The organism is Nocardia asteroides (assembly GCF_900637185.1).
GTDB classification, from domain to species: Bacteria; Actinomycetota; Actinomycetes; order Mycobacteriales; family Mycobacteriaceae; genus Nocardia; species Nocardia asteroides.
Genome location: NZ_LR134352.1, coordinates 5,309,619 through 5,332,625, shown reverse-complemented (window position 1 = coordinate 5,332,625; position 23,007 = coordinate 5,309,619). Strand labels below are relative to the sequence as shown.

The window sequence follows — 23,007 nt, the reverse complement described above, 5'->3', positions numbered from 1 at the left end:
GGCATGACTCGACAACTCGGCGAGGCGAAGGTTGGGCAGGATTCCACCGGCGCCCCGCGGAACGCTGGTGCCCCGGCGACCCCCGAACCCGCCAAGCAGTCCCCGACCGCGTCGGTGCCCAGCTCCGCCTCGCGGCGGGTGCGGGCCCGGCTCGCGCGCCGGATGACCGGTCAACGGGGCATCGCCGCGGTGAAGCCGGTGCTGGAACCGCTGGCCACCGTCCACCGGGAGCTGTACCCGAAGGCCAACCTCGCGCTGCTGCAGCGCGCCTTCGACGTCGCCGACGAACGTCACGCCAAGCAGTTCCGCAAGTCGGGTGACCCCTACATCACCCACCCGCTGGCGGTCGCCAACATCCTGGCCGAACTCGGCATGGACACCACCACGCTGGTCGCGGCGCTGCTGCACGACACCGTCGAGGACACCGGCTACTCGCTCGACCAGCTCAAGGAGGAGTTCGGGCAGGAGGTCGCCCACCTCGTCGACGGCGTCACCAAGCTGGACAAGGTCAACCTGGGCGCGGCCGCCGAGGCCGAGACCATCCGCAAGATGATCATCGCCATGGCCCGCGATCCGCGCGTGCTGGTGATCAAGGTCGCCGACCGGCTGCACAACATGCGCACCATGCGCTTCCTGCCGCCGGAGAAGCAGGCCAAGAAGGCCAAGGAGACCCTCGAGGTGATCGCGCCGCTGGCGCACCGCCTCGGTATGGCCACCGTCAAATGGGAGCTCGAGGACCTCGCCTTCGCGATCCTGCACCCCAAGAAGTACGACGAGATCGTGCGCCTGGTCGCCGACCGCGCGCCCTCGCGTGACACCTACCTGGCGAAGGTGCGCGCCGAGATCGTCAACACGCTGGCCGCGTCGCGGATCAACGCCGTCGTCGAGGGCAGGCCCAAGCACTACTGGTCGATCTACCAGAAGATGATCGTCAAGGGGAAGGACTTCGACGACATCCACGACCTGGTCGGCATGCGCATCCTGTGCGACGAGGTCCGCGACTGCTACGCCGCGGTCGGCGTGGTGCACTCGCTGTGGCAGCCGATGGCGGGCCGGTTCAAGGACTACATCGCCCAGCCGCGCTACGGCGTCTACCAGTCGCTGCACACCACCGTCGTCGGACCCGACGGCAAGCCGCTGGAAGTGCAGATCCGCACCCAGGACATGCACCGCACCGCCGAGTTCGGCATCGCCGCGCACTGGCGCTACAAGGAGACCAAGGGCAAGCACTCCGGTGACGCCGCCGAGGTCGACGACATGGCCTGGATGCGCCAGCTGCTCGACTGGCAGCGCGAAGCCGCGGACCCGGCGGAGTTCCTCGAGTCGCTGCGCTTCGACCTGAAGTCGCCGGAGATTTTCGTGTTCACGCCCAAGGGTGATGTGATCACGCTGCCGCAGAAGTCCACCCCGGTCGACTTCGCCTACGCCGTGCACACCGAGGTCGGGCACAAGTGCATCGGCGCCAGGGTCAACGGCAGGCTCGTCGCGCTGGAGCGTCAGCTCGAGAACGGCGAGGTCGTGGAGGTGTTCACCTCCAAGGCGCAGAACGCGGGCCCGAGCCGGGACTGGCAGAACTTCGTCGTCTCGCCACGCGCGAAGGCCAAAATTCGCCAATGGTTTGCCAAGGAGCGCCGGGAGGAAGCGCTCGAAAGCGGCAAGGAGCAGATCTCCAAGGAGGTGCGCCGGGTCGGGCTGCCGCTGCAGCGGCTGATGAGCGTCGACGCCATGACCGCGGTCGCGCACGAGCTGCACTACTCCGACATCTCCGCGCTCTACACCGCCGTCGGCGAGCACCAGGTCTCGGCGCATCACGTGGTGCAACGGCTCATGGCCCAGCTCGGCGGCATCGGTGACGTCGAGAACGAACTGGCCGAGCGGTCCACCCCGTCGACCACCCCGGCCCGGCAGCGGGTCACCGGCGACGCGGGCGTGCTCATCCCGGGCGCGACCGGCACCGTGGCGAAACTGGCCAAGTGCTGCACCCCGGTGCCCGGCGACGAGATCATGGGCTTCGTCACCCGCGGCGGCGCGGTGAGCGTGCACCGCACCGACTGCACGAATGCCGGGTCGTTGCGGGAACAGGCCGAGCGGATCATCGACGTCGAATGGGCGCCGTCGCCGTCGTCGGTGTTCCTCGTGGCCATCCAGATCGAGGCGCTCGATCGCACCCGGCTGCTGTCGGATGTCACCAAGGTGCTCGCCGACGAGAAGGTCAACATCCTGTCCGCGTCGGTGGCCACGCACGGCGACCGGGTCGCGATCAGCAAGTTCACCTTCGAGATGGGCGATCCCAAGCACCTGGGGCACCTGCTCAACGTGGTGCGCAATGTCGAAGGCGTGTACGACGTCTACCGCGTGACCTCGGCCGCCTGATCCGAACCACGGCCCGGGCACTCTCGTTCGCGAGAGTGCCCGGGCCGCTGTGTACCCACCGCACGCCCGCTGATCGCCAGAAGATTGCTGGTCCGAAGAGGTTTGCCGGTGGCAGCGAAAGGGCATGTTTGGGCAGGGATTCGGGGTCACGGAATCTGTTACGGTTTACTGCGTTTCAACGCTCCACTGGTCAGCCGAAACGGACTGTGATGCGGATCGATATGGCTCGGTGCTCGACACGACTCACGGGGACGATGCTCGCGTTCGCCGTCGCTTTGGGGTCGGTATCGGCAGGCGTGGCCACCGCCGAGGAATCGGCGCCGTCCACGCAGGTGCCGATCGCGGCCTGTCCAGCGCTGTACGCGTTGGGGATTCAGGGCACGGGGGAGTCCTCCCCGGACGCCGCCCCCACCACCGACACCGGCATGCTCTCGACCGTCTTCCGGCCGCTGCTGGCCAAGGCCGCCGAACCGGGACTCGTCGACCGGGCCTACGTGCCCTACGAGGCGGGATTCGGCGGCGCGGTGCCGGGAGGCGCGGTGCCCTACACCGAGTCCGTCGCGGGCGGGCTCGCGCGGCTGCGGTCGATGGCCGGTCAGGTCGCCCAGCGCTGCCCGGACTCCCGGCTCGCGGTGGTCGGGTATTCCCAAGGTGCCCATGTGGCCTCGCTGTTCGCCCAGGAGGTGGGCGCCAATCGCGGTGTGGTCGCGGCCGACAAGGTCGCCGCCGTCGCCCTGTTCGCCGACCCCACGCGGGGGACGAACGCGCCGCTGTTCCCCGGCGCGCCCGACCTCACCGCGCCCGCCACGGCGCCCGGCACCTCCGGCGACGCGCTGTCCGACATCGCCGCGGTCCGCCAGGCCGTGGCCCCCGGCGGCGGACTCGGCACCGGCAGCGACCGGCCCACCGATTTCGGCACCCTCACCGGCCGGGTCGCAAGCTTCTGCGCGACAGGTGATCTGGCCTGCGACGCGCCGGCGGGAGCGCCGCTGCTGCGCGCGGTGACCAATCTCGTCGGCCAGGTGAAACTGTCCGGCGGCGACCCGATCGGTTCGCTGGTCTCCATCGCCCAGGCCCTGGCCTACACCTCCATCAAGACCGCGACCACGGTCGTCCAGGAGGACATCTCCGGCAGCACGCTCGCCGATCTGTCGATCTCGCCGAAGAAGTCGATCTCCGAGCGCATCGCCGACGCCGCCGACCCACGCACCCAGCTCGACGTGAACGCCGCCTTCCAGGCGCTGCTGCGGGTCGGGATGATCGGGCTCAATGCCGTGGCCACGGTGGTCAAGACCGTCATCAACCCGGCGAGCATCGCCGAACTGGCCACCGCGACACTGTCGAATCCGCTGGTCGGCCTCACCGTCCTCGGGACGAAACTGGCCGGCGCGGTGCCGCAGCTGGTGCCGCCGACCACCGGTGTGCGGCTGGTCAACGAAGCGTTCACCGCGGTGCAGCAGAACATCACCGACAACGCCGAACTGCTCGACGTCACCACCTGGGTGCGCTACTGGGACACCACCCAGCGCCACGATGCCTACTCGCGCATGGCCGTCGGCGCGCAGGGCGCGACGCCGACGCAGTACGTGGCCGACTGGTTCGCCGCGGTCGCGCGCGACGCGGCCACCGTCTCCGGCCGGGGCGCGGTCCCGGTCGGGGGGTCCGACCAGCGCGGCAACGGAATCTTCACCAGCCCGACCGGCGCGTCGAGGACACCCGTGCCCTCGGGTGGGGGACAATTTCCGTTCGGGACAGGAGCCGATGGCGCCTCATCCGGCGGCGCGACGACTCCGCCTGCCGCGTTACCCGGAACCACCGCTCCCACCACCCGCCCGTTCTCTGTGAACTGATCACCGAGAGGTCTGTCATGCGAATGCTTGTGCCCGGCGCCGCGGAAAGGGGGAAATGTTGAAGTCGTACAACGAACTGTCGCGCTGGTATTCGGCGCTGGAACCGGAATCCGACGCAGCCGACCCTGCGCGCCAGGACACCGCCGAACCGGCGGCGGGCGAGGACGACGGTCCCGCCCGATATTCGCAGCGCCCCGAGCGCGCCCCGACCGCCGCACCGGCCACCGAGCCCACCGGGCCCGCGCCGGACAGCGTGCCGGGACCCGCTCCCGACGACACCGCCGCCGAGCGCCCCGACGACTACTACGGCGTCGCGGGCGACCTCGAGCGCCCGTACGCGGTCCGGCCGTACCCGGCCGAGCCCGATCCGGAACCCGCGCCCGCGCCGCCCGCCGAACTGGCCGCGCGGCGCAGCGAATTCACCGGCGGCTGGTCGGACTGGGTCGCCGAGCCCGCGCCCGGCCCCGACGACGACTACGACGCCGAACTGGTCCAGTTCCCCTGGCCCGAGGCCGCGGCCGACGACTACGACGAGGCCAGGGTGCTCGAGCCGTCGGGCGCGTTGCGCTCGCGCGACCGCAACCGCACCTGGATCGTGCTCGCCGTGTCGGTCCTCGTGCTGGTCCTCGCGGCCACCGGGGTGTTCTTCCTGCTGTTCGGCCGCGGCGGTGGCGACACCGCCAGGCACGCGGCGCCACTGCACTTCACGGCGGGCAACCTGACCTCCGACCAGACCGGCGCGTGCCCGACCGAACGCACCGACACGGTCGTGCGCAGCGCCGAGGCGGGCGGCACCGGCTCCGGGCCGGACGCCGTCCTCGCCTTCCAGTACGCCTATTACGTGGACCGGTCGGGCGAGTCGGCCAGAGCCGTCGTCGCTCCCGAGGCCGTGGTCCCGCCCGCCGCCGTGATCCAGCGCGGTATCGACTCCATCCCGGTGGGGACCACCCACTGCGTGCGGATCACCACCGTCGCCGACGACCGGTTCACGGTGGAGGTCACCGAGTTCCGGCCCGCGGGCGCACCGGCCACCTACACCAAGCAGTCGGTGCGGACAGCGCTGGTCGGCGATCGCACGCTCATCACGGGCATCGCGGCAGGGTAAGGAGCGAAGCGATGACAGACGACTGGAGCCGATGGCTCGACGACGCGCCCCAGGGCGAGGCGTCGGCCGAGGTGGCGCGTGATCCGGCTCCGGTGGTGCGGTTGCGGCGCCGTGGCGGCGACGGTGGCCGCAGGCCGATCCTCGTCGTAGGTGGCTGCGGCGGTGCGGGCACCACGACGACCGTGCTCGGTCTCGCCGCGGAACTGGCAGGCGAGGGCGCGGCGACGGTGGCCGTCGACGCCACCGCGGCGGGCAGCGATCTGGCCCTGCGCGGCGCCGACAAGCACCTGCACCCGGTGAATCTGCAGTCGTGGGTCTACGGCCGGGGCGACGACGAACCGGCCCCGCTCGAGGAGTGCCTGTCGCGCTCCACCTCCGGCTTCGGACTGCTCTGGCGCGACGCGACCCCGCTGCGGCGGCGCGCGACATATCTCACTGTCGCCCGGGCGTTGGACACCGGCGGGTACACCGGGGTCTACGACGGCGGCAACCCGATTGCCGGACGGCAACTGCGGCCGCTGCTCGACGATGCCGAGATCGCCCTCGTGCTGGCCATTCCGGCGCGCGTCGACGCGGCCAATCGGTTGCGGGTGACCCTGGAATGGCTCGACGACCACTACGGCGACGAAGGGGCCGGGGTGGTCGCCGACACCACCATCGTTGTCTCGCACCAGTATTCGCACGACGACTCGCGCGTAGCCGAGCATTTGCGTGAACATCTGTCGGGCTGGGTGCGCGAGGTCGTGGAGATCCCGTACGACCCGCATCTGGCGCGCGGAGAACTGGTCCGGCACAGCGAGCTCGCCGAAGCGACGCGCGCAGCATATGGGCGGTTGCTCGCGGGGGTGGCATCATGACGGCCGCTATGAATCTTCGTCGTCGCCGGGAACCGGCAACCCCCGGAATCGGGGTCGTCGCGCCTGCTGAATCGCTGCGCGCCCCGATCTGGGAACGGCCGGTGCCCGGAGTGGGCCGGGCCCCGCTGATCTGGCTGCTCGGCGTGCACGGTGGCGCGGGCGCCACCACGCTCGCGCACGTGCTCGCACCCGCCGCCGACGCCCGCGGCCGGTGGCCCGGGGTGTTCGACCGGGAGTCGCCGTATGTCGTGCTGGTCGCCAGGGAGACCATCTCCGGTCTCACCCGCGCGCACGACCTGCTGCGCCAGCACCACGCGAACCTGGCGGGCCCGTCGCTGATGCTCGGGTTGATCACCGTCGCCGCGCGCCCCGGCCGGGTGCCACCGGAGATCCGCCGCTACCGCGATGTGGTCGGCTCGCTCGCCGGGCACGTCTGGCAGGTGCCGTGGATCGAGGAGTGGACGCTCGTCGAGTCGGCGGCGCTGCCGGTCTGGTCGCCGGGCGACGAGGTGGCGCCCCGGAAACGCCGCGTCGATCCGCTCGACGAGGTACCCACCGAGATCGGTGAGCTCGGGATCGAACTGGTGGGCGCGATTCGCGCGAGCCTCGGCTCGCCCCTGCCGGGGGAGGACCACCGATGATCACCGGGCGGTCCGGCCGCCGGTGGTGTACAAACGTGTGTCGGCGTCGAAGTGTTTGTGGCACAACACCTTTACAGTGGGAGAAAGGCACCCGATGAGCATGATCCTCCTCGCCGTGCAGGACACGTACGGCACTGTCCTGGCCCAGGTGGGTAATCCGACGCCGGAAGCTCCCCCCGGGTCGGAGAAGATCCTGCAGCTGGTGCGCTACCTCACCTGGTTCGTGCTGCTGTCGGGTATCTGCGGCATCACCTACGCCGGCGGCAAGTTCGCCTGGGAGCGCTGGACCGGCGGCGGCCTCGAATCGCCGAAGATGGTCGCGGGCGCGATGATCGGCGGCGTCGTCGCGACCAGCGCGGGCACCATCATGAACGCGGTCATCGGTACGTGATCACCGTGTTCGCCTACAAGCAGATGCCGGCCGAGGTGCTGGCGCCGATGATGCAGCTGCTCAACTGGCTGCTCTGGTTCGTCCTGCTGTCGTGCCTGGCCTGGATGATCCTGTCGGCGGGACGGTTGTGGATCGCGTTCCGCTCCGACCTGGCCGTCAACGACGCCTCGCACGGTGTGCTGATGAGCCTGATCGGCGCCTCGGTCGCCAGTACCGCATCCGCGATCGCGCTGGCGTTCCTGCCGGCGTGAGGGTGTGGACGGAAAAGATCTGCGGATGAATTCCACAGTGACACGACCGGTCGCGGTCGGGATCGCCTTGCTCGCCGCTGCGGTGGGCTGCGGCGGCGACGATGCGGGCCAGGACCTGTCGGCCGCCCCGACCGGGGTGCGCTGGCAGGACTACCAGGGCATCGCGCTGCCCCAGACCGACCAGGGACCGGCGACGGTGGCCCAGGGCGCCGCGACGGGTTTCGAGCATTCCCCGCGCGGGGCCGGGCTGGCGGCGCTGACCCACACCATCCGGTTGTCGGTCGCGCCCGACAACCAGTGGGCCACCGTGGTGAATCAGGAAGTGGTGCCGGGCCAGGCACGCGACGAATGGGCGATCAACCGCGTCCAGCTGTCGATCACCGGGCCCGCCGCACCGGAGTACGCGCCGAGATTGTTGGGTTACAAAATCACCGAATACCGTGACGAACAGTCCCGTATCGACGTCTACACCGAATATTCGGACAGCTCACGCGCCGTGAACCACACGACGGTCGGCTGGTACGGCGGAGACTGGCGTCTGCAGTTACCCGATCCGCTGTCCACCGACCGACCCGTCGACGCGATCGACGAACTACCCACCGACATCGTGACATTGGAGGCACCGCAGTGAGCGTGAAGGAGCCGGGCGCGCGCGACCGCGCTTCTTTCGGCATGATCGCCTCGGGTGCCCTGCTGGCGCTGATCCTGGTCGTCGGCGCGGTCGTGTACTTCACCAGCGGTGATCCCGAGGTCGACGACGCACCGCCGCCCGCGCAGGCCGTCGGCGGCACCGGCTTCGCCGACCCCGAGGTGGACCTGCTGGGCCGGCGCATCGACATACCGAACAATCCGGCGGGCCAGCCGCTGGCCCAGGATCCCACCACCCGGCGCACCCCGGCGGACTCGGACTGGCTCACCGCGGCGCCGGAGGGCACCGCCAAACCGCACGGCTGGCAACGGGTCTACGGCGCCTCGGTGCCGTTCTCCACCTCCGACGGGCCGGAACGGATCGAGGACGGCCGCGCGGTCGGCTTCGCGCGGACGCCGCAGGGCGCGGCGCTGGCGGCCGCCCAGATCACCTACCGGCTCAGCGCCAGGCCCGCCGATCGCGCCCTGTACCTGACCCAGGTGCGGCCCAGCTCGGCGCAGCTGGCCGCCTACGATTCGGCGTGGTCGAGCGACAAGCTGCCGAAACAGCAGCCGGAGAAGGTGACCCGCTACTTCGTGGCCTCCGACGCGTTCAAGATCGACGATTACGCCGACGACATGGCGATCGTGCGACTCGCCTCGCGCGGCCCGGTGATCGACGGTAAGCAGTTGTATGCCGCCATGCGGATGATCGTGGTGTGGGACGAGGGCGACTGGCGGCTCAAGCCGTCGACCACGACCAACGCCCAGACCGAGTACGTGGAAACGCTGGCGGGGTGGACGAAATGGTGAGCATCGGTGTACAGCACAGCCCGGATCGATTCCCTGCGGACCATCGAGGGGTGCCAACAATGCTGAGGCGAATACTCACAATCTTCGCGGTGATCTTCACCGTGATGATCGCGACGCCGACGGTGGCCTACGGCCAGACCTACGGCTTCGACCAGGCCTGCAACGAACTGCACGACACGCTCGACAGTGTCGCCATTCCCGGTATCTCGCTCGGTGACGCGGCCTCGGCGGTGTGCAAGGCCGGCAACGCCGCCTCACATCCGGGCGACGCGGCCACCGCGGTCAAGGACAAGGCCTGGGACTCCACCTTCGGCAAGGTGGTCGACTCGCTGATGAAGGGCCTCGGTGAGGCGCTGATCCTGGCGCTGACCTTCTGGATGAAGGTGCCCAACGAGGCGGTGAGCGACTCCGGCGCCCTGTTCACCAAGATCAACGACTACACCTATCAGATCCAGATGCTGTTGCTGATCGCCTCGGTGATCATCACCGGTGGCCGCTTGGCCGAGGCCAGACGCGGGGCGGCGGTCAGCGAGGCCGCCGAATCGTTCCGGTTGTTCGCCCGCGTGGTGTTCAGTTCGTGGATGCTCGGCGCGGTGATCGTGGCGGGCACCCGGGCCTCGGACAAGTTCTCCGAGTGGATCATCCAGGACGCCACCGGCGGCAACGCCAAGAACATGGCCGAGCTGATGGTGAAGACCTCCAAGCTGCAGGCGTTCTCGCCCGGCCTGGTGCTGATCATCGCGATCGTCGGCCTGCTCGGCGCGCTCGCCCAGATCGTGCTGGCCATCGTGCGGCAGGGTCTGCTGGTGGTCGCCGCGGGCGTGCTGCCGCTGGCCGCCGCCGCCTCGGCGACCGGGACCGGCAAACAGTCCTATCAGAAACTGGTCGGCTGGATCATCGCGTTCATGCTGTTCAAGCCGGTCGCGGCGATCGTGTACATGATCGCGTTCACCACCGCGGGCCACGTCGACGAGACCACCACCTCCGGCGGCCTGCCGGAAGGTGAACAGGCACAGCGGATGCTGGTCGCGCTGGTGCTGCTGTGCAGTGTCGCGTTCGTGCTGCCCGCGCTGATGCGCCTGGTCGCGCCCGCCGTCGCGACGGTCGGCACCGGTGGTTCCGGTCTGATGGTCGCCGGTGGCACCGCGGTCGGCGCGATGGCGCTGGGCGCGATCGGTACCAAGGCGGTCGCCACCCGGCCCGCCGCGGCACCCGGCTCGGCGGGCTACTTCGGCAGCGGCGGCGCGGGACCGCGTCCCGGCGCGGGCGGCACGGGCGGCGGCGCCCCGCGTGGCCCGGCGCCCACCCCACCGCCCCGCGGCGGTGGCGGCGCGCCCGCGGCACCGAGTTCGGGTTCGGTGCCCTCCGGCGCCGCCCGCAACGTGGTCGCCGCGCGCGCGGCGGCAGGCAGCGCGAGCAGGGCCGACCAGGCGGCGGGCGACCTCGCCGGTGACCGCTGGGCGAATCGTTCACCCGACCTCGGCAGGAGCACGATCCCGCGATGACGACCACCTCGACCGACACCTACGAGCGGCGCTCGTACGGGCTGTGGCAGAAGCCGCGCAGCGCGGGCCTTTTCGGCCTGCGCTGGGAAGAGACCGTGATCGGTTTCGTCGTGGTGATCGCGGCCCTGATCAGCGCCATGGTCGGTGGGTTCAAATGGGGTTTCGTCGTCGGCGGCCTGGGCGCCCTGGTGATGGTGCCTCTGGTGTGGCGGACGGGGGGCCGCTCGGGCTACGAGACGGGATTGATGATGTTCAACTGGATGCGCTCGCGCAAGAACACCGAGCACGTGTATCGGGGTGGCCGGTTCTCCCGGATCCCCGGCGGCGTCACCAAGCTGCCGGGGCTGCTCGCGCCGTCGAAGCTCTACGAGGGCATCGACGCCGGCGGCTACCACTTCGGGATGATCCACCTGCCGGCGTTCGCGCAGTACACCGTGGTGTTGCGGGCGTGGCCGCAGGGGCACGAGGCGGTCGACCAGCCGGTGATCGACCGCTGGGTCGCCGCCTGGGGCACCTTCCTCGCCTCCGTCGGCCAGACCAGCGACATCGTCGCGGTGGTCCCGGTGATCGACACCGTGCCCGAGACCGGCAACCGGCTGCTCAACGAAGTCTCCACGATCACCCGGCCCGAGGCGCCCGACCTGGCCCAGCAGGTGATGTACGAGCTGGCCACCGAGCTGCCGCAGGAGCGGGTGCAACTGCTGCCGCGCGTGGCGATCACGTTCAAGGCCACCACGGCCGAGCGCCGCAAGAACCCGGCCGAGGAGGCCGTGGAGATCGGGCGCAGGCTGCCCGGCATCTGCGCGGCGCTGGCCGAGGCGGGCGTGCGGGCGCAGCCGATGTCGGCCGAGGAGGTCATCTCCTTCATCCGGCGCAGCTACGACCCGGCCGCGCAGGCCGATCTCGAAGTGGCCGCGGCCGATCCGGGCGGGCACGGCCTGGGCTGGGACGACGCGGGCCCGGTCTCGCACGACGAGAAGTGGGACCACCTGATCCACGACGGTGGCCGCTCGGTCACCTGGGAGATGGACGCCGCGCCCGAGGGCGCGGTCGACGAGCGGGTGCTGCAGCGGCTGCTCGCGCCGAATCCCGAAGTGCCGCGCAAGCGCATCGCGATCGTCTACCGGCCGCACTCGGCCGCCGACGCCGCCGAGATCGTCGACGACGACTTCAAGAACGCGCTGGTGGCGCAGCAGAGCGAACGCGGCGTGGTCTCGGCCGCCGCGACACTGCGGGTCGGTGCGACCCAGCAGGCTCGCGAGGAACAGGCCCGCGGGCACGGTGTGACCCGCTTCGGCGCGCTGGTGACGATCACCGAGCCGCTGCGCGGTGACCTGCCGCGCATCGAGGCCATCACCCGCGACCTCTCGACGCAGGCCCGGCTGAAGATCCGGCGCTGCTACCGGTACCAGGCCGCGGCGTTCGCGGCCTCGCTGGGTTGCGGCGTCATCCTGCCCGAGCACGCGACCATTCCGAAGGCATTGGCGGGGTGAGGCGATCATGGGACGCGACTTCGACGACATCGCGCTACGGCCCGTCCATCGGCCGCCCCGCATCCGCGGGGAACGCGAGCCACGACCGGCCGGGAGCGCCTCGCGCGTGAGCGACGACGTGCTCGGCCTGGAGGAGCGCGCCGACCGCGAGTCGGCGCGGAGCACCACCGTGGCCGACGAGCACACCGAGCGCGAACGCCGTCCGCGCGAGGGCAGGCCACGCGCCGACGACCCGCGCAGGCAGGCCGAGCGCGGCGAGGAACCCCGCAGGCCACGGCCCGACGAGGACCGGCGGCAGCGGGGCGGCGACACCCGCAGGCCCCGTGAGGACGAGGCCCGCCCACGCCGTGGCGACGACGCCCGCGCCGGTCGCGAACGTCCGGCGGGGGAGCGGCGGCCGCGCCCGCGTCCCGAGCCCGACCGGGCCGCCAGGACACGCGCCGAGCGTGGCCTGCGCGCCGAGGATCACGGCCCGCGGCTCGATCACGAGCGGGCGATGGATCCCGCGCGCCGGAAACCGCCGCGGCAGGCCGAACCGGCCAAGTTCGTCAAACCCGTACGCCCGGTGAAGGCCGACCGCCCCGACGACGTCGCCGACCGCGCCATGGGCGCCGGCCGCGCGGCCAAGTCGCGGGGCAAGGCCGATCGCCGGCAGGGCCCGTCGCTGCTCGACGACGCCACCCGCGCCCGCTACGAGATGATCGCGCGTGAGCAGTCCGGCCTGCGCGCGGCCTGGGCTACCTTCCGCATCCACACCGACGACCTGCGCCGCAACAACGCCCAGGCCCGCACCGAGGCCGTCGTCAGCGACGGATTCGACCGCACCACGGCCGAATTGACCGACCGCGGCTACTCCGGCCCCGGCGGCGGCAAGATGAACGTGGTCGGCCGCCCGGTCGAATACCGCGCCACCACCGCCCAGGTCGCGGGTCTGTGGCCGTGGTCGGTCGGCGCGGGCGCGCCGCTGATCGGCACCCCGCTCGGTTCGCACCTGCACACCGGCGCGCCGGTCTGCTTCGATCCGATGAACTGGTTCATGCGCGGCAGCTTCATCACCGCGCCCAGCCTGTTCGTGCTGGGGCTCAACGGTTTCGGCAAGTCCTCGCTGGTCCGCCGGATCGTGCTGGGCGGTATCGCCCAGGGCATCACCCCGCTGATCCTGGCCGACGTGAAACCCGACTACCGCAAGATGGTCGAACTCGTCGGCGGCCAGGTCATCGACCTCGGCTACGGCCACGGCAAACTCAACCCGCTGGCCGCCGGTGTGCTCGGCTCGGTCGTCCCACGCCTGGACGACTTCCCCGCGCTGCAACGCCAGGTGCTGCAGGACCTGCGTGCCCGTCAGGTCACCCTGATCGCGGGTCTGGTGGAGCTGGTGCGTGGCGCCAGGGTCGCCGACTTCGAGGAGACGCTGATCGCGACCTCGCTGCGGATCCTGTACCAGCCGGGCAGCGGATACGCCCCGGACAAGCCGCCGATCATGGAGAACCTGCTGGAGGTCATCGTCGGCGGCGGCCCCGAACTCATGCTCGACGCGGGCGCCGACAACGAGGACGAGTACCAGAACGCGATCAAGAACCTGCGGCGTTCGCTGCGCGCGCTCACCCAGGGCCCGTTCGGCGCGATCTTCAACGGCCAGACCACCGTGCCGATCGACACCGGCGCCGTCGCGGTGTGCATCGACGTCTCGCACATCCCCACCGGCGACAAGAAGCTCAAGGCCGCGGTCATGCTGGCCTGCTGGGCCGACGGTTTCGCCTCGGTCGAGGCCGCGCACGTGCTGGCCGACGCGAAACTCGGTCCGCAGCGCTACTTCCAGGTGGTCATGGACGAGCTGTGGCAGGTGCTGGGCCTGGGCGACTTCATGGTCGACCGCGTCGACGAGCTGACCCGCCTGCAGCGTGGCCTGGCCACCGCGCTGATCATGATCAGCCACACCATCAAGGACCTGCAGGCGCTGGGCTCCGACGCCGCGATCGCCAAGGCGATCGGCTTCCTGGAACGCGCCCGCGCCAAGATCTTCGGAGCGCTGCCCGCCGAGGAGATCAGCAGGCTCGACTCGACGGTGCCCTTCACCGCCGCCGAGCAGGAGATGGTCACCGGCTGGTCGGCGCCCCAGGCGCTCACCGGGGAGGCACTCAAGCCGGGCCAGCAGCGGCCGTCGCCGCCCGGCACCGGCAAGTTCCTGCTCAAGATCGGTGAGGATCGCCGTCCCGGTATCCCCTTCCACATGGAGTTCACGGTGTCGGAGAAGGAAAGCGGAATCCACGACACGAACCAGCGCTTCAGCGAGTTCGGCGACAACCCGCGTGGCGCGCCCGACCCGCAGGCGGCGGACGGGGGTGCGCAGTGATGCCGCACCGGTCCTACCGCCGGGTCTCACCCGAGGTCCGCGACGCCGCGGTCACCCAGGTCGTCGCGCTGACCGACAAGCTGCGCAGCGAGTCGGAGGCGTGCCGCGTGGTCGCCGAACAGATCGGCGTGCACGCGAATTCGGTGCGCAACTGGGTGCGCGCGGCCGAGGGCCCCAGCCTGGAACGGATGGACGCCACCGCGCTGCGCCGCAAGGTGGCGCTGCTGCAACAGCAGCTGGCCGCCGCGGCCGAGATGAACCGCACGCTCGCCGACACGCTCAACGAAACCCGGCGCCGCACGTGATCACGGCCGCGGCGGACCCGGATCCCGGCGCCCGGCGCGGAACGCCAGGAGGCGGCCGGTGAACGCCCGCACCATGCTGATGTCCGCGCTCGGCTCGGTGATCGGGCTGATCGCACTGGTGCTGGTCATCGTGCTGCCCTCCTCCGACGACACCTGCGAGACCGCCGACGTGCTCGTCGGTTCCTCGGCGCCCACCCTGCCGCCGCTCGGCGGCGAACTCCCCGGCGGGGACGCCAGCGCCGCCGCGTCGGCCACCACGAACCCGGCCGTCACCGGCACGCCGTCGCTGGCGGCCGGCGTCGGCCCGCTGCGGCGCACGCTGCCGCTGGAGACCGGCACCTTCACCATCTCCGACGTGTTCGGTTCCCGCGGTGGCGATCACAGGGGCATCGACATGGCCGCCGCCGACGGCACCACGATCTACTCGGTCTCCGACGGCCGGGTCGTGGCCGCCGGACCGGCGTCGGGCTTCGGCAACTGGATCGTGGTGGACTCCGTCGACACCAACGGCCGGGCCTTCTCCGCGGTGTACGGCCACATGTGGGACAACGGCGTCAAGGTGCGCACCGGTCAGACGGTGACCGCGGGCCAGCCCATCGGGATGGTCGGCTCGGCCGGCGAATCCAGCGGCCCGCACCTGCATTTCGAGATCGTGCCCGGCGGCCGGTTCACCGGCGGCAGGCAGATCGACCCGATGCCGTGGCTCGACGGCGCGCCCACCCCCGATGTCGGTGGCGCCAAGGCCTTCTCGACCGACGCCGACTGTGTGCGCGGATTCGGCAGTGCCGGTGGCGCCCTCGCCGACGGCAAGGTCCCCGCCGAACTGGAGATCTGGTACCGCAGGGCGGGCAGCGTATGCCCGGAGATCTCGTCCTCGCTGCTGGCCGCACAGGCCAAACAGGAGTCCGGATTCCGTCGCGGGCTCACCTCGCCCGCGGGCGCGCAGGGTCTGGCCCAGTTCCTGCCCGGCACCGCGCGCAGCATCAACCCCGACGACGGCAAACCGTATGTCCTCGACGCCGACGGCAACGGCACCGCCAGCGTCTGGGACGACGGTGACGCGATCATCGGCCAGGCCCGCTACATGTGCGCCATCGCGCACAAGATCGCGGGCTGGATGGCCTCGGGCCAGGTGTCCGGCGATCTGGCCGCGCTCACCCTGGCCGGATACAACGCCGGTGAGGGCGCGGTGCTCGCCTCCGGCGGCATGCCGAATCAGGTGGCGGCGCACTATTCCGAGACCCGGCCGTATGTCACCAACATCCTGTCGATGGAACCGCAGTACCGGGCGCCCGGCGCACAGGGCCGGTTCACCCCCGAACAGGGTGGCGGTGGCGCGCAGATCGTGGAGGCGGCCCACGACTGGCTCGGCACGCCGTACGTGTGGGGTGGCGGTGGCGCGCAGGGCCCGAGCAGCGGCGGATTCGACGGCCCCGGCCTGACCGCCGCCGCGGTGTTCGCGGCCTCCTCGGGCGCGATCACGCTGCCGCGCACCGCCGAACAGCAGTGGGAGGCCGGGGTCGAGGTGTCACTGACCAAGATCGCCGCCGGCGACCTGGTGTTCAGCGGCTTCGGGCCGAAGGGTCCGGCGAAGGTGGGCATCTACGCCGGGGACGGCCGGATGATCCAGGCGGTGCCGCCCTCGCGCAGCGGCGCGGGCGGCGGCGTCGCCGAGGTGGCGGTGCCGGGTGACGCGCGGGCGAGGAGGGTGTTGTGACCACATCGTGCCCGGCAGCGGGGCTAACCTGGTGGGAGAGAACACGAATCCGCACGATTCCGGCGGTGATGCTCGTGGCGGTCCTGACGACGGTCGCCGCTTGCGGCGGCGGCTCCGATGCCGCGCGCCCCGAGGGCGCCGGTCCCACCACCCGGCAGCTGGAAGCGGCCGCCGCCACCGTCGACCCGGCCACGCCCGACGGTGTCGCGGTGGTGGCGCTGCGCGAGATCTACACCTGGAACCCGGCCACCGAGCAGCCCGGTGATTCGCTGGCGCGTGCCCGAAAATGGCTGGGCCCCAGCTTGATCCGTATGCTGGACGGTTCGTCCGCGACGGCCGACACACCGAAACCGTCGCTGCAGTGGGCGGACTGGGGCAAGGCGAAAGCGCGCGTCGAGGCGTTCACCTTCGCTTCCGGCGAGCAGGCGCCCGCCGGCGCGGATCCGGCGGTGTCGCAGTACAAGATCGGCATCGAGCAGAAGGCGGTCTACCCGAACGGGCGGACCGAGGAACTACCGCCGAGCACGGTCATCGCGACCGTGGTGCAGACGCCGCAGGGCTGGCGTCTCGACGCGTTCCGCTGAACAGCACCACCACCGGTATTTTCGAGTCCACAAGGAGGCAGACGTGGCGAAGAAGAAGGTGACGGACCCGGCCGCGGTCGGACCCGACACGACGCTGATCCTGATCGTGTTCGGCTTTGCGACGCTGATCACCCTCGCCGTCGCGCTGCACCTGGGCAACGCGTTGTCGGTGGTGCCGCAGAACATTCCGGTGAACCCGATCGCGGTGGTCGCCGACCTGGCCCGCGGCAAACTGCACTGGCCGCGGGTCTCGACGGTGATCGTGCTGCTGGTGATCGCGGCCGCCGTGGCGTACGTGGTGATCCGCAAGAACATGAAGAAGCGCGCGGTCAAGGGCAGGCTCTCGATCGACGACAAGGCCGATCACATGGGCGTCGGCAGCGCCATCGCCTCGATCACCGAGGAGGGGGTGCGCACCAAGGCCAAGGAACTCGGCGTGCAGCTGGGCACCCACGACGCGCCCGGCGTGCCGATCGGCGTCGCCGTCGCCGACGGGTCGCCGCTGTTCGGCTCCTACGAGGACCTGCACCTCGACATCTGGGGTCCGCGCCAGGGCAAGTCCACCTCGCGGGTGATCCCGGCGATCCTGGCGGCCATCGGCCCCGTACTCACCACCTCGAACAAGCGGGACGTGGTCGACGCGACCCGGAACGTGCGTGAGGCCAAGGGCAGCGCGACCTTCGTGTTCGACCCGCAGGGTGTGGCCGGGGAACGACCCAACTGGTTCTGGGATCCGCTGGCCTGGGTGGATCACCGCAAGGAGGGCTGCGAGATGCGCGCGGCCCGCCTGGCCGGTCACTTCGCCGACGCCGAGAGCGGCGGCGCCGACAGTACCGACAGCTTCTTCGATCCCGAGGCCGAGGACCTGCTGGCCGGGCTGTTCCTGGCGGCGGCCATCGCGAACAAGCCGATCACCCAGGTGTGGGAATGGGTGACCAACCCGCAGAACAGCGAGCCGATCGAGCATCTGCGCGGCGCCGGGCACGACTTCACCGCCGCGGGCCTGGCCATGCAGTACAACGCCGAACAGCGCACCAAGAGCGGCATCTTCGGTACCGCCAAGAAGATGGTGCGCTGCCTGCAGATGTCGAATGTGCACCCGTGGATCACCCGGGGCGCGGGCGACCGGCTGCAGTTCGACGAGCTCGAGTTCGTCGAACGCAACGGCACGCTGTACTGCCTCTCGCTCGAGGGCCGCGGATCGGCCGCGCCCCTGGTGAGCGCGCTCACCGAGGCGGTCATCGACGTCGCGATGCGCAAGGCGGCACGGTCGTCGGGTGGCCGGCTGCCGATTCCGCTGCTCGCCGTCCTCGACGAGGCGGCGAACGTGGTGCGCTGGAAGGATCTGCCCAAGCAGTACAGCCACTTCGGTTCGCGCGGCATCGTGGTGATGACGGTGCTGCAGTCGTGGGCGCAGGGCGCGCGCTGCTGGGGCGACGCGGGCATGAGCGCGCTGTGGTCGGCGGCCAACATCAAGGTCCTGGGCAGCGGCGTCGACGACATGGCGTTCCTGCGCGACCGGTCCGAGGCGATCGGCGAGTACGACTCCATCTCGCAGTCGATGTCGCAGTCGGGCAACAGCAAGAGCTATTCGCGCTCGCTCAGTTCGTCGGTGACCTTCACCGCTCAGGGTCTGGCGACCCTGCCGCGCGGCCGGGCGGTGGTCTTCACCTCGGGTCAGCCCGCCGTGCTGGTGCGGACCGTGCCGTGGTGGGAATCGGAGTACGCCGAGGCGGTGAAGCAGTCGATCGAGTACAACGATCCGACGCGCAAGACCCGCATCGACGACCTGATCGGCACCCCGGTCCTGTCGAATACCACTCCGCCGGAACAATACGGTGACGTCGAGGAGGTCAAGCCGCTGTGAGCGAACAGAATTCGGGTGCTCGCGACATCGCGAACGGATACCCCACCGTTTTCGACTTCGTGAACGACTACCTCAGCCGGGTGTACAGCAGGCAGGTCACCGATATCAGCGACACGGTGTGGTGCCCGGAATGGTGGCGCCACCCCGAGGCGGCGGTGCGGCTGCACGCGCTGTGGCAGGCCTGGGAGCATTTCCGGCTCGAGGGCGGACCGGGGATCAGCGTATGGTTCCTCGATCACGCCGATCCGCACATGGCCAAGCTGTTCGATCCGCGCGGGCCGTTCAAGTACTGCAGTGTCCGCAACGGGCACAAGGGCATGCTCGACCCGCTGCCGCTGGAGGACCAGGTGGGCGCGGATCGGTTGCAGTTCACCGATCCCGACGTGATGCGGACGATGGGCAAGACCAAGCCGTTCTAGCCCGGCTGCCGTCGGGGGCGGTCGATCCGTCCCCGACGCCGCGGCGGCGCGCCGGTCAGCGGCCGCGTTCGAGACCGCGCGGATCGATACCGCGTTCGATGCCCGCCCGGCGGGCCCCGGCGTTCGCGCGCCGGATCGCCTCGTCCGGCGAGATACCCTGGCCCATCTCGACCAGCATCCGCACCTCGGTCAGTTCCGGTGCGACACCGGCGCGTTCGAGGTGCGCGGCGATGGCCGAGCGGCGTTCGACCGAGTCGTAGCCCACCTGCGGCACATTCGCGCCCGCGGTCGCCGCCGCTCCCGCGAACGGGGAGGAGGGGTCTTTCTCGAGCGACAGGCCGCGTGACTGGGTCGACTTGTTGCCGACCGACATCATCTGCACCAGCTCGATGTTGCGCGGGTCCTTCGCCTTCAGATCCCTGGCCTCGCGGATCTGGAGTTCCTTGGCTTCCTTCATCTTCGCCTCGACCGCCTTGGCGCGGGCCTCGGCCTCTTTCTGGCCGTGTTCACGCGACTTGAGGGCGACCAGGGTGGCCATCTGCAGCATGGTGCGCATCATGGACGCCGTTTCGCTGCCGATGTCGTCGAGTTCCGCCATGACTGCTCCCCGATGCTGCTGTGGAAGTGGACATCTGAGACTACCGCGCGAAGGACACGACTGTATGTCTGGCGGAGCCACGCAAGGGAGGTGTCGAGAAGTTTCGGTGGACGCGGAGTGGCGTCGGAGAAAATACGAGAGGCGACGGCGTAGGCCGGATGAATCATAGGATTGCCTTGCCTCTGATGATCTTCTGGCGGTTTCGGCGCCGCAAGACCGGAAACGGGCCGGTCGCCGTGGTGGCGTCCGGCCCGTTCCGGGGGTCGTGCGATGCGGTGTCAGCCCACCTTGACGGTGTTGAAGCTGATCGGCATCTTCGGCTTGCCGCCGCCTACGGCGACCGATCCATCGTCGCCGGCGGCACCTACCTTCTCCAGCGTCGTCAAGCCTGCCTCGTCGATCGTGCCGAAGATGGTGTACTTCGGCGGCAGGATCGTGTCGCCGTAGACCAGGAAGAACTGGCTGCCGTTGGTGCCCTCCGGGGTCAGGCCCGAGTTCGCCATCGCGATGACACCACGCTTGTACTTGATGGGGCTCTCCAGAGCCGGATCGTCGGACGAATACTGATCGGTCGGGTACTCGTTGGCGAAGCTGTAGCCGGGGCCGCCGGTACCGGTGGCTGTCGGATCGCCGCACTGCAGCATCTCGAAGCCCTCCTCGGCCGAGATGCGGTGGCAGCTGGTCTGGTCGAAGAAGCCCTGCTGCGCCAGGCTCACGAAGCTGTTGACGGTGCACGGCGATTCGGCGCTGTCGAGCTCCAGGCCGATCGGGCCCTGGGTGGAGTCGATCGAGATCTTGGTCTTCGGCGCGTCGGGGCCCGATGCCACGGTCGTGGTGCTCGGCGGCGCCACCGGCTTGGAGGCGGGCTCGGCGCCGGTCGGGTAGGCACAGGTCACCGAGGCGGGCTTGGCGTTGACCGCGGGCGCGTCGGCGGCAGGCGGTAGCTCGCGCTTGCTGGTACTGGTGGCGCTCGCGGTGGCCGAGGACTCCGCCTCGTCACCGCCCTTGGTGAGGAAGTACACGCCGGTCACGGCGGCCGCGACCACGATGACACCCAGTACCGAGCCCGCGATCACCAGGCGCTTGCGCTTCTTCTCCTGCTCGGCCCGTCGTGCCAGCTGGCGCTCCAGCTTGCGCTTGGCCGCCGCCCGTCGCTGTTCGTTACTCGGCACTACCGCGTTCCTCCCGTGTCGTCAGGTTCGTCTAGAGGGTAACCGGTTGGACTCGAGGGGCGCCCGTGGGGAAAACTGGATGATCGTGACCAAGACCAGCAGCTTCACCGCCCCGAAGGGGGTCCCGGATTACGTGCCGCCCGGCTCGGCCGAGTTCGTCGCCGTGCGCGACGGCTTGATCCACGCCGCCCGCCTCGCCGGGTACGGGCACATCGAGCTGCCGGTATTCGAACAGACCGCCCTGTTCGCGCGGGGTGTCGGTGAGTCCACCGACGTGGTCAGCAAGGAGATGTGGACCTTCGCCGACCGCAACGGCGAGAGCTTCACCCTGCGCCCCGAAGGCACCGCCGGCGTCATGCGCGCGGTCATCCAGCACGGCCTGGACAAGAGCGGTCAGCTGCCGCTCAAGCTCTGCTACGCCGGCCCGTTCTTCCGCTACGAACGTCCGCAGGCGGGCCGCTACCGGCAGTTGCAGCAGGTGGGCATCGAGGCCATCGGCGTCGACGATCCGGCCCTCGACGCGGAAGTCATCGCCATCGCCGACGCCGGGTTCCGCGGCCTCGGCCTGGACGGGTTCCGCCTGGAGATCACCTCCCTCGGCGACGAGACCTGCCGTCCGCAGTACCGCGAACTGCTGCAGGAGTTCCTGCTCGGCCTCCCGCTCGACGAGGAGACCCGCCGCCGCGCGCAGATCAACCCGCTGCGCGTGCTCGACGACAAGCGGCCCGAGGTGCGCGAGCTGACCGCGAACGCGCCGCTGATGATCGACCACCTTTCCGAATCGGCCAAGACGCACTTCGAGCAGGTCCTCGCCCACCTCGACGCGCTCGGCGTGCCGTATGTGGTGAACCCGCGCATGGTGCGCGGCCTGGACTACTACACCAAGACCACCTTCGAGTTCGTGCACGACCAGCTCGGCGCCCAGTCGGGCATCGGCGGCGGCGGGCGCTACGACGGGCTGATGGCCGAACTCGGCGGACAGCCGCTGTCGGGCATCGGCTTCGGCATCGGCGTGGACCGGACCGTGCTGGCGCTGGCCGCCGAGGGCAAGTCGGCGGCCGACCCGGCGCGCTGCCAGGTGTACGGCATCGCGCTCGGTGACGCGGCCAAGGCGCGCCTGGTCGCGCTGGCCGGGCAGCTGCGCGGCGCCGGCGTCAGCGTCGACCTGGCCTACGGCGGGCGCGGCATGAAGGGCGCGATGAAGGGCGCCGACCGCTCCGGCGCGAAATACACGCTGGTGCTGGGCGATCGCGATCTCGAGGAGAACTCGATCGGGGTCAAGGAGATGGCGACCGGCGAACAGCGGCAGGTGCCGCTCGGCGAGGTCGTCGGGGTGTTGCGCGCCGCGCTCGGTAACTGAACCCGGCCGGTCGGCGCGCGGTAGTCTGACCGCGCGCCGGACCGGGTGGGCCGGGACGGGTGGAGAGGAACCAGGTGGACGGGGAGTCCGGGCGGGCGGCGACGGAACCGGTCGGCATCGACCTGGTGGCGCCCGAGGTGTTCGCGCCGATGCTGCGCAGGCTGGCGCTGGCCGCGATCGGCATCGGCGCCGGTGTCGGCGCGCTGTCGGCGCTGTGGCTGAGCTGGCCGTACGCGCTCGGGCTCGGCCTGGTCGTCGCGGTGCCGACGATCGTCTACGTGTTCGCGTTCCGGCGCAGGCGGATGTGGTTGAGCGGCACCGAGATCCGCGCGCAACGGCTGTTCGGCGAGCACCGGATCGACCTGGCCGAGGCCAGCGGCGTGCAGCTGCTGGTGTTCCCGGCCCGGCTCAGCCGGATCGTGCTGAAGGTCACCGCGGGCGCCGACACCCAGCTGATCCCGCTGGCGATGTACACCGACGCGGGCAGCGGCCGGGAACTGCACCTGCTCGGGCTGCGCAAGCTCGCCGACGCGCTGTCCGCCAGTCAGCTGGCCGCGGCCGTGGTGATCGCGGAAGTGCTGGTGCAGCAGTTGCGGGCGGAGGCCCGCGACGCCGGGCTGGGGGAGCGGCCGCTGTATCGCGGCGTGCGGCTGGTCCGTGCCAAGGACTCCGTGTCGCCGGTGGTGCTGACCGATGCCCAGGTGGCCGAGCTCGTCTGAGCCGCCG

Annotated in this window: 21 protein-coding genes; 19 read left to right on the top strand and 2 right to left on the bottom strand. The window is 70.5% G+C overall.

Annotated elements, in window-relative coordinates; genetic code table 11:
• The first annotated feature begins 3 nt into the window (after nt 1-3).
• The 17 genes from EL493_RS24935 to EL493_RS24855 all read left to right on the top strand — a co-directional run bounded on the left by EL493_RS24935 (nt 4) and on the right by EL493_RS24855 (nt 19,151).
• Entirely contained in the window at nt 4-2,373 is a 2,370-nt protein-coding gene (locus tag EL493_RS24935; RefSeq protein ID WP_019047891.1) for a RelA/SpoT family protein, read from the top strand.
• A gap of 254 nt (nt 2,374-2,627) precedes the next feature.
• On the top strand, nt 2,628-4,223 hold the full coding sequence (locus EL493_RS24930) for a cutinase family protein (RefSeq protein WP_019047890.1): 1,596 nt from the start codon (nt 2,628-2,630) through the stop codon (nt 4,221-4,223).
• Nucleotides 4,224-4,278: 55 nt separating this feature from the next.
• Nucleotides 4,279-5,328 carry a hypothetical protein gene (locus EL493_RS24925; RefSeq protein WP_019047889.1) on the top strand — a complete coding sequence of 350 codons (1,050 nt, stop codon included), beginning with the start codon at nt 4,279-4,281 and terminating at the stop codon, nt 5,326-5,328.
• A gap of 11 nt (nt 5,329-5,339) precedes the next feature.
• Nucleotides 5,340-6,185, top strand: a complete 846-nt coding sequence (locus EL493_RS24920; protein ID WP_019047888.1) for a MinD/ParA family ATP-binding protein — start codon at nt 5,340-5,342, stop codon at nt 6,183-6,185.
• Nucleotides 6,186-6,193: 8 nt separating this feature from the next.
• Nucleotides 6,194-6,826: a hypothetical protein gene (locus EL493_RS24915; RefSeq protein WP_232017252.1), complete on the top strand. Its 633-nt coding sequence runs from the start codon at nt 6,194-6,196 to the stop codon at nt 6,824-6,826.
• A gap of 94 nt (nt 6,827-6,920) precedes the next feature.
• A complete protein-coding gene (locus EL493_RS24910; RefSeq protein ID WP_022566424.1) occupies nt 6,921-7,217 on the top strand; it encodes a hypothetical protein in 297 nt (98 codons plus the stop codon).
• Nucleotides 7,214-7,468 carry a hypothetical protein gene (locus tag EL493_RS24905; protein WP_019047885.1) on the top strand — a complete coding sequence of 85 codons (255 nt, stop codon included), beginning with the start codon at nt 7,214-7,216 and terminating at the stop codon, nt 7,466-7,468. The genes EL493_RS24910 and EL493_RS24905 overlap by 4 nt, the downstream gene beginning before the upstream one ends.
• Nucleotides 7,469-7,493: 25 nt before the next feature.
• Nucleotides 7,494-8,099 carry a hypothetical protein gene (locus EL493_RS24900; protein WP_022566425.1) on the top strand — a complete coding sequence of 202 codons (606 nt, stop codon included), beginning with the start codon at nt 7,494-7,496 and terminating at the stop codon, nt 8,097-8,099.
• Nucleotides 8,096-8,908 carry a hypothetical protein gene (locus tag EL493_RS24895; RefSeq protein WP_019047883.1) on the top strand — a complete coding sequence of 271 codons (813 nt, stop codon included), beginning with the start codon at nt 8,096-8,098 and terminating at the stop codon, nt 8,906-8,908. Before EL493_RS24900 ends, EL493_RS24895 begins: the two co-directional genes overlap by 4 nt.
• A gap of 89 nt (nt 8,909-8,997) precedes the next feature.
• Nucleotides 8,998-10,413 (top strand): hypothetical protein, encoded by a 1,416-nt coding sequence (locus EL493_RS24890; protein WP_198041114.1) that lies wholly within the window; start codon nt 8,998-9,000, stop codon nt 10,411-10,413.
• Nucleotides 10,410-11,906, top strand: a complete 1,497-nt coding sequence (locus EL493_RS24885; protein ID WP_022566274.1) for an SCO6880 family protein — start codon at nt 10,410-10,412, stop codon at nt 11,904-11,906. The genes EL493_RS24890 and EL493_RS24885 overlap by 4 nt, the downstream gene beginning before the upstream one ends.
• A gap of 7 nt (nt 11,907-11,913) precedes the next feature.
• Nucleotides 11,914-14,259: a hypothetical protein gene (locus EL493_RS24880; protein WP_019047880.1), complete on the top strand. Its 2,346-nt coding sequence runs from the start codon at nt 11,914-11,916 to the stop codon at nt 14,257-14,259.
• Nucleotides 14,259-14,564, top strand: a complete 306-nt coding sequence (locus EL493_RS24875; protein WP_019047879.1) for a transposase — start codon at nt 14,259-14,261, stop codon at nt 14,562-14,564. Before EL493_RS24880 ends, EL493_RS24875 begins: the two co-directional genes overlap by 1 nt.
• A gap of 58 nt (nt 14,565-14,622) precedes the next feature.
• Entirely contained in the window at nt 14,623-16,281 is a 1,659-nt protein-coding gene (locus EL493_RS24870; RefSeq protein ID WP_019047878.1) for a peptidoglycan DD-metalloendopeptidase family protein, read from the top strand.
• A 68-nt stretch (nt 16,282-16,349) separates the two neighbouring features.
• Nucleotides 16,350-16,865 (top strand): hypothetical protein, encoded by a 516-nt coding sequence (locus EL493_RS24865; protein ID WP_019047877.1) that lies wholly within the window; start codon nt 16,350-16,352, stop codon nt 16,863-16,865.
• A gap of 43 nt (nt 16,866-16,908) precedes the next feature.
• On the top strand, nt 16,909-18,732 hold the full coding sequence (locus EL493_RS24860) for a type IV secretory system conjugative DNA transfer family protein (RefSeq protein WP_019047876.1): 1,824 nt from the start codon (nt 16,909-16,911) through the stop codon (nt 18,730-18,732).
• Complete coding sequence (locus tag EL493_RS24855) at nt 18,729-19,151, top strand: DUF4913 domain-containing protein (protein ID WP_019047875.1); 423 nt, start codon at nt 18,729-18,731, stop codon at nt 19,149-19,151. Before EL493_RS24860 ends, EL493_RS24855 begins: the two co-directional genes overlap by 4 nt.
• A 55-nt stretch (nt 19,152-19,206) precedes the next feature.
• On the opposite strand, the gene EL493_RS24850 is transcribed toward EL493_RS24855, so the two are convergent.
• Nucleotides 19,207-19,749: a hypothetical protein gene (locus EL493_RS24850; protein WP_019047874.1), complete on the bottom strand. Its 543-nt coding sequence runs from the start codon at nt 19,747-19,749 to the stop codon at nt 19,207-19,209.
• Between the two features lie 278 nt (nt 19,750-20,027).
• The gene (locus tag EL493_RS24845; protein WP_019047873.1) at nt 20,028-20,921 is read right to left on the bottom strand and encodes a peptidylprolyl isomerase; all 894 of its coding nucleotides are present in this window, start codon (nt 20,919-20,921) and stop codon (nt 20,028-20,030) included.
• 85 nt (nt 20,922-21,006) lie between these two features.
• Between EL493_RS24845 and hisS the strand changes: the two genes are divergently transcribed.
• Both hisS and EL493_RS24835 read left to right on the top strand, forming a co-directional pair.
• The gene (gene hisS, locus EL493_RS24840) at nt 21,007-22,281 is read left to right on the top strand and encodes a histidine--tRNA ligase (protein ID WP_030203500.1); all 1,275 of its coding nucleotides are present in this window, start codon (nt 21,007-21,009) and stop codon (nt 22,279-22,281) included.
• A gap of 74 nt (nt 22,282-22,355) precedes the next feature.
• A complete protein-coding gene (locus tag EL493_RS24835) occupies nt 22,356-23,000 on the top strand; it encodes a hypothetical protein (protein WP_022566277.1) in 645 nt (214 codons plus the stop codon).
• Nucleotides 23,001-23,007 lie beyond the last annotated feature (7 nt).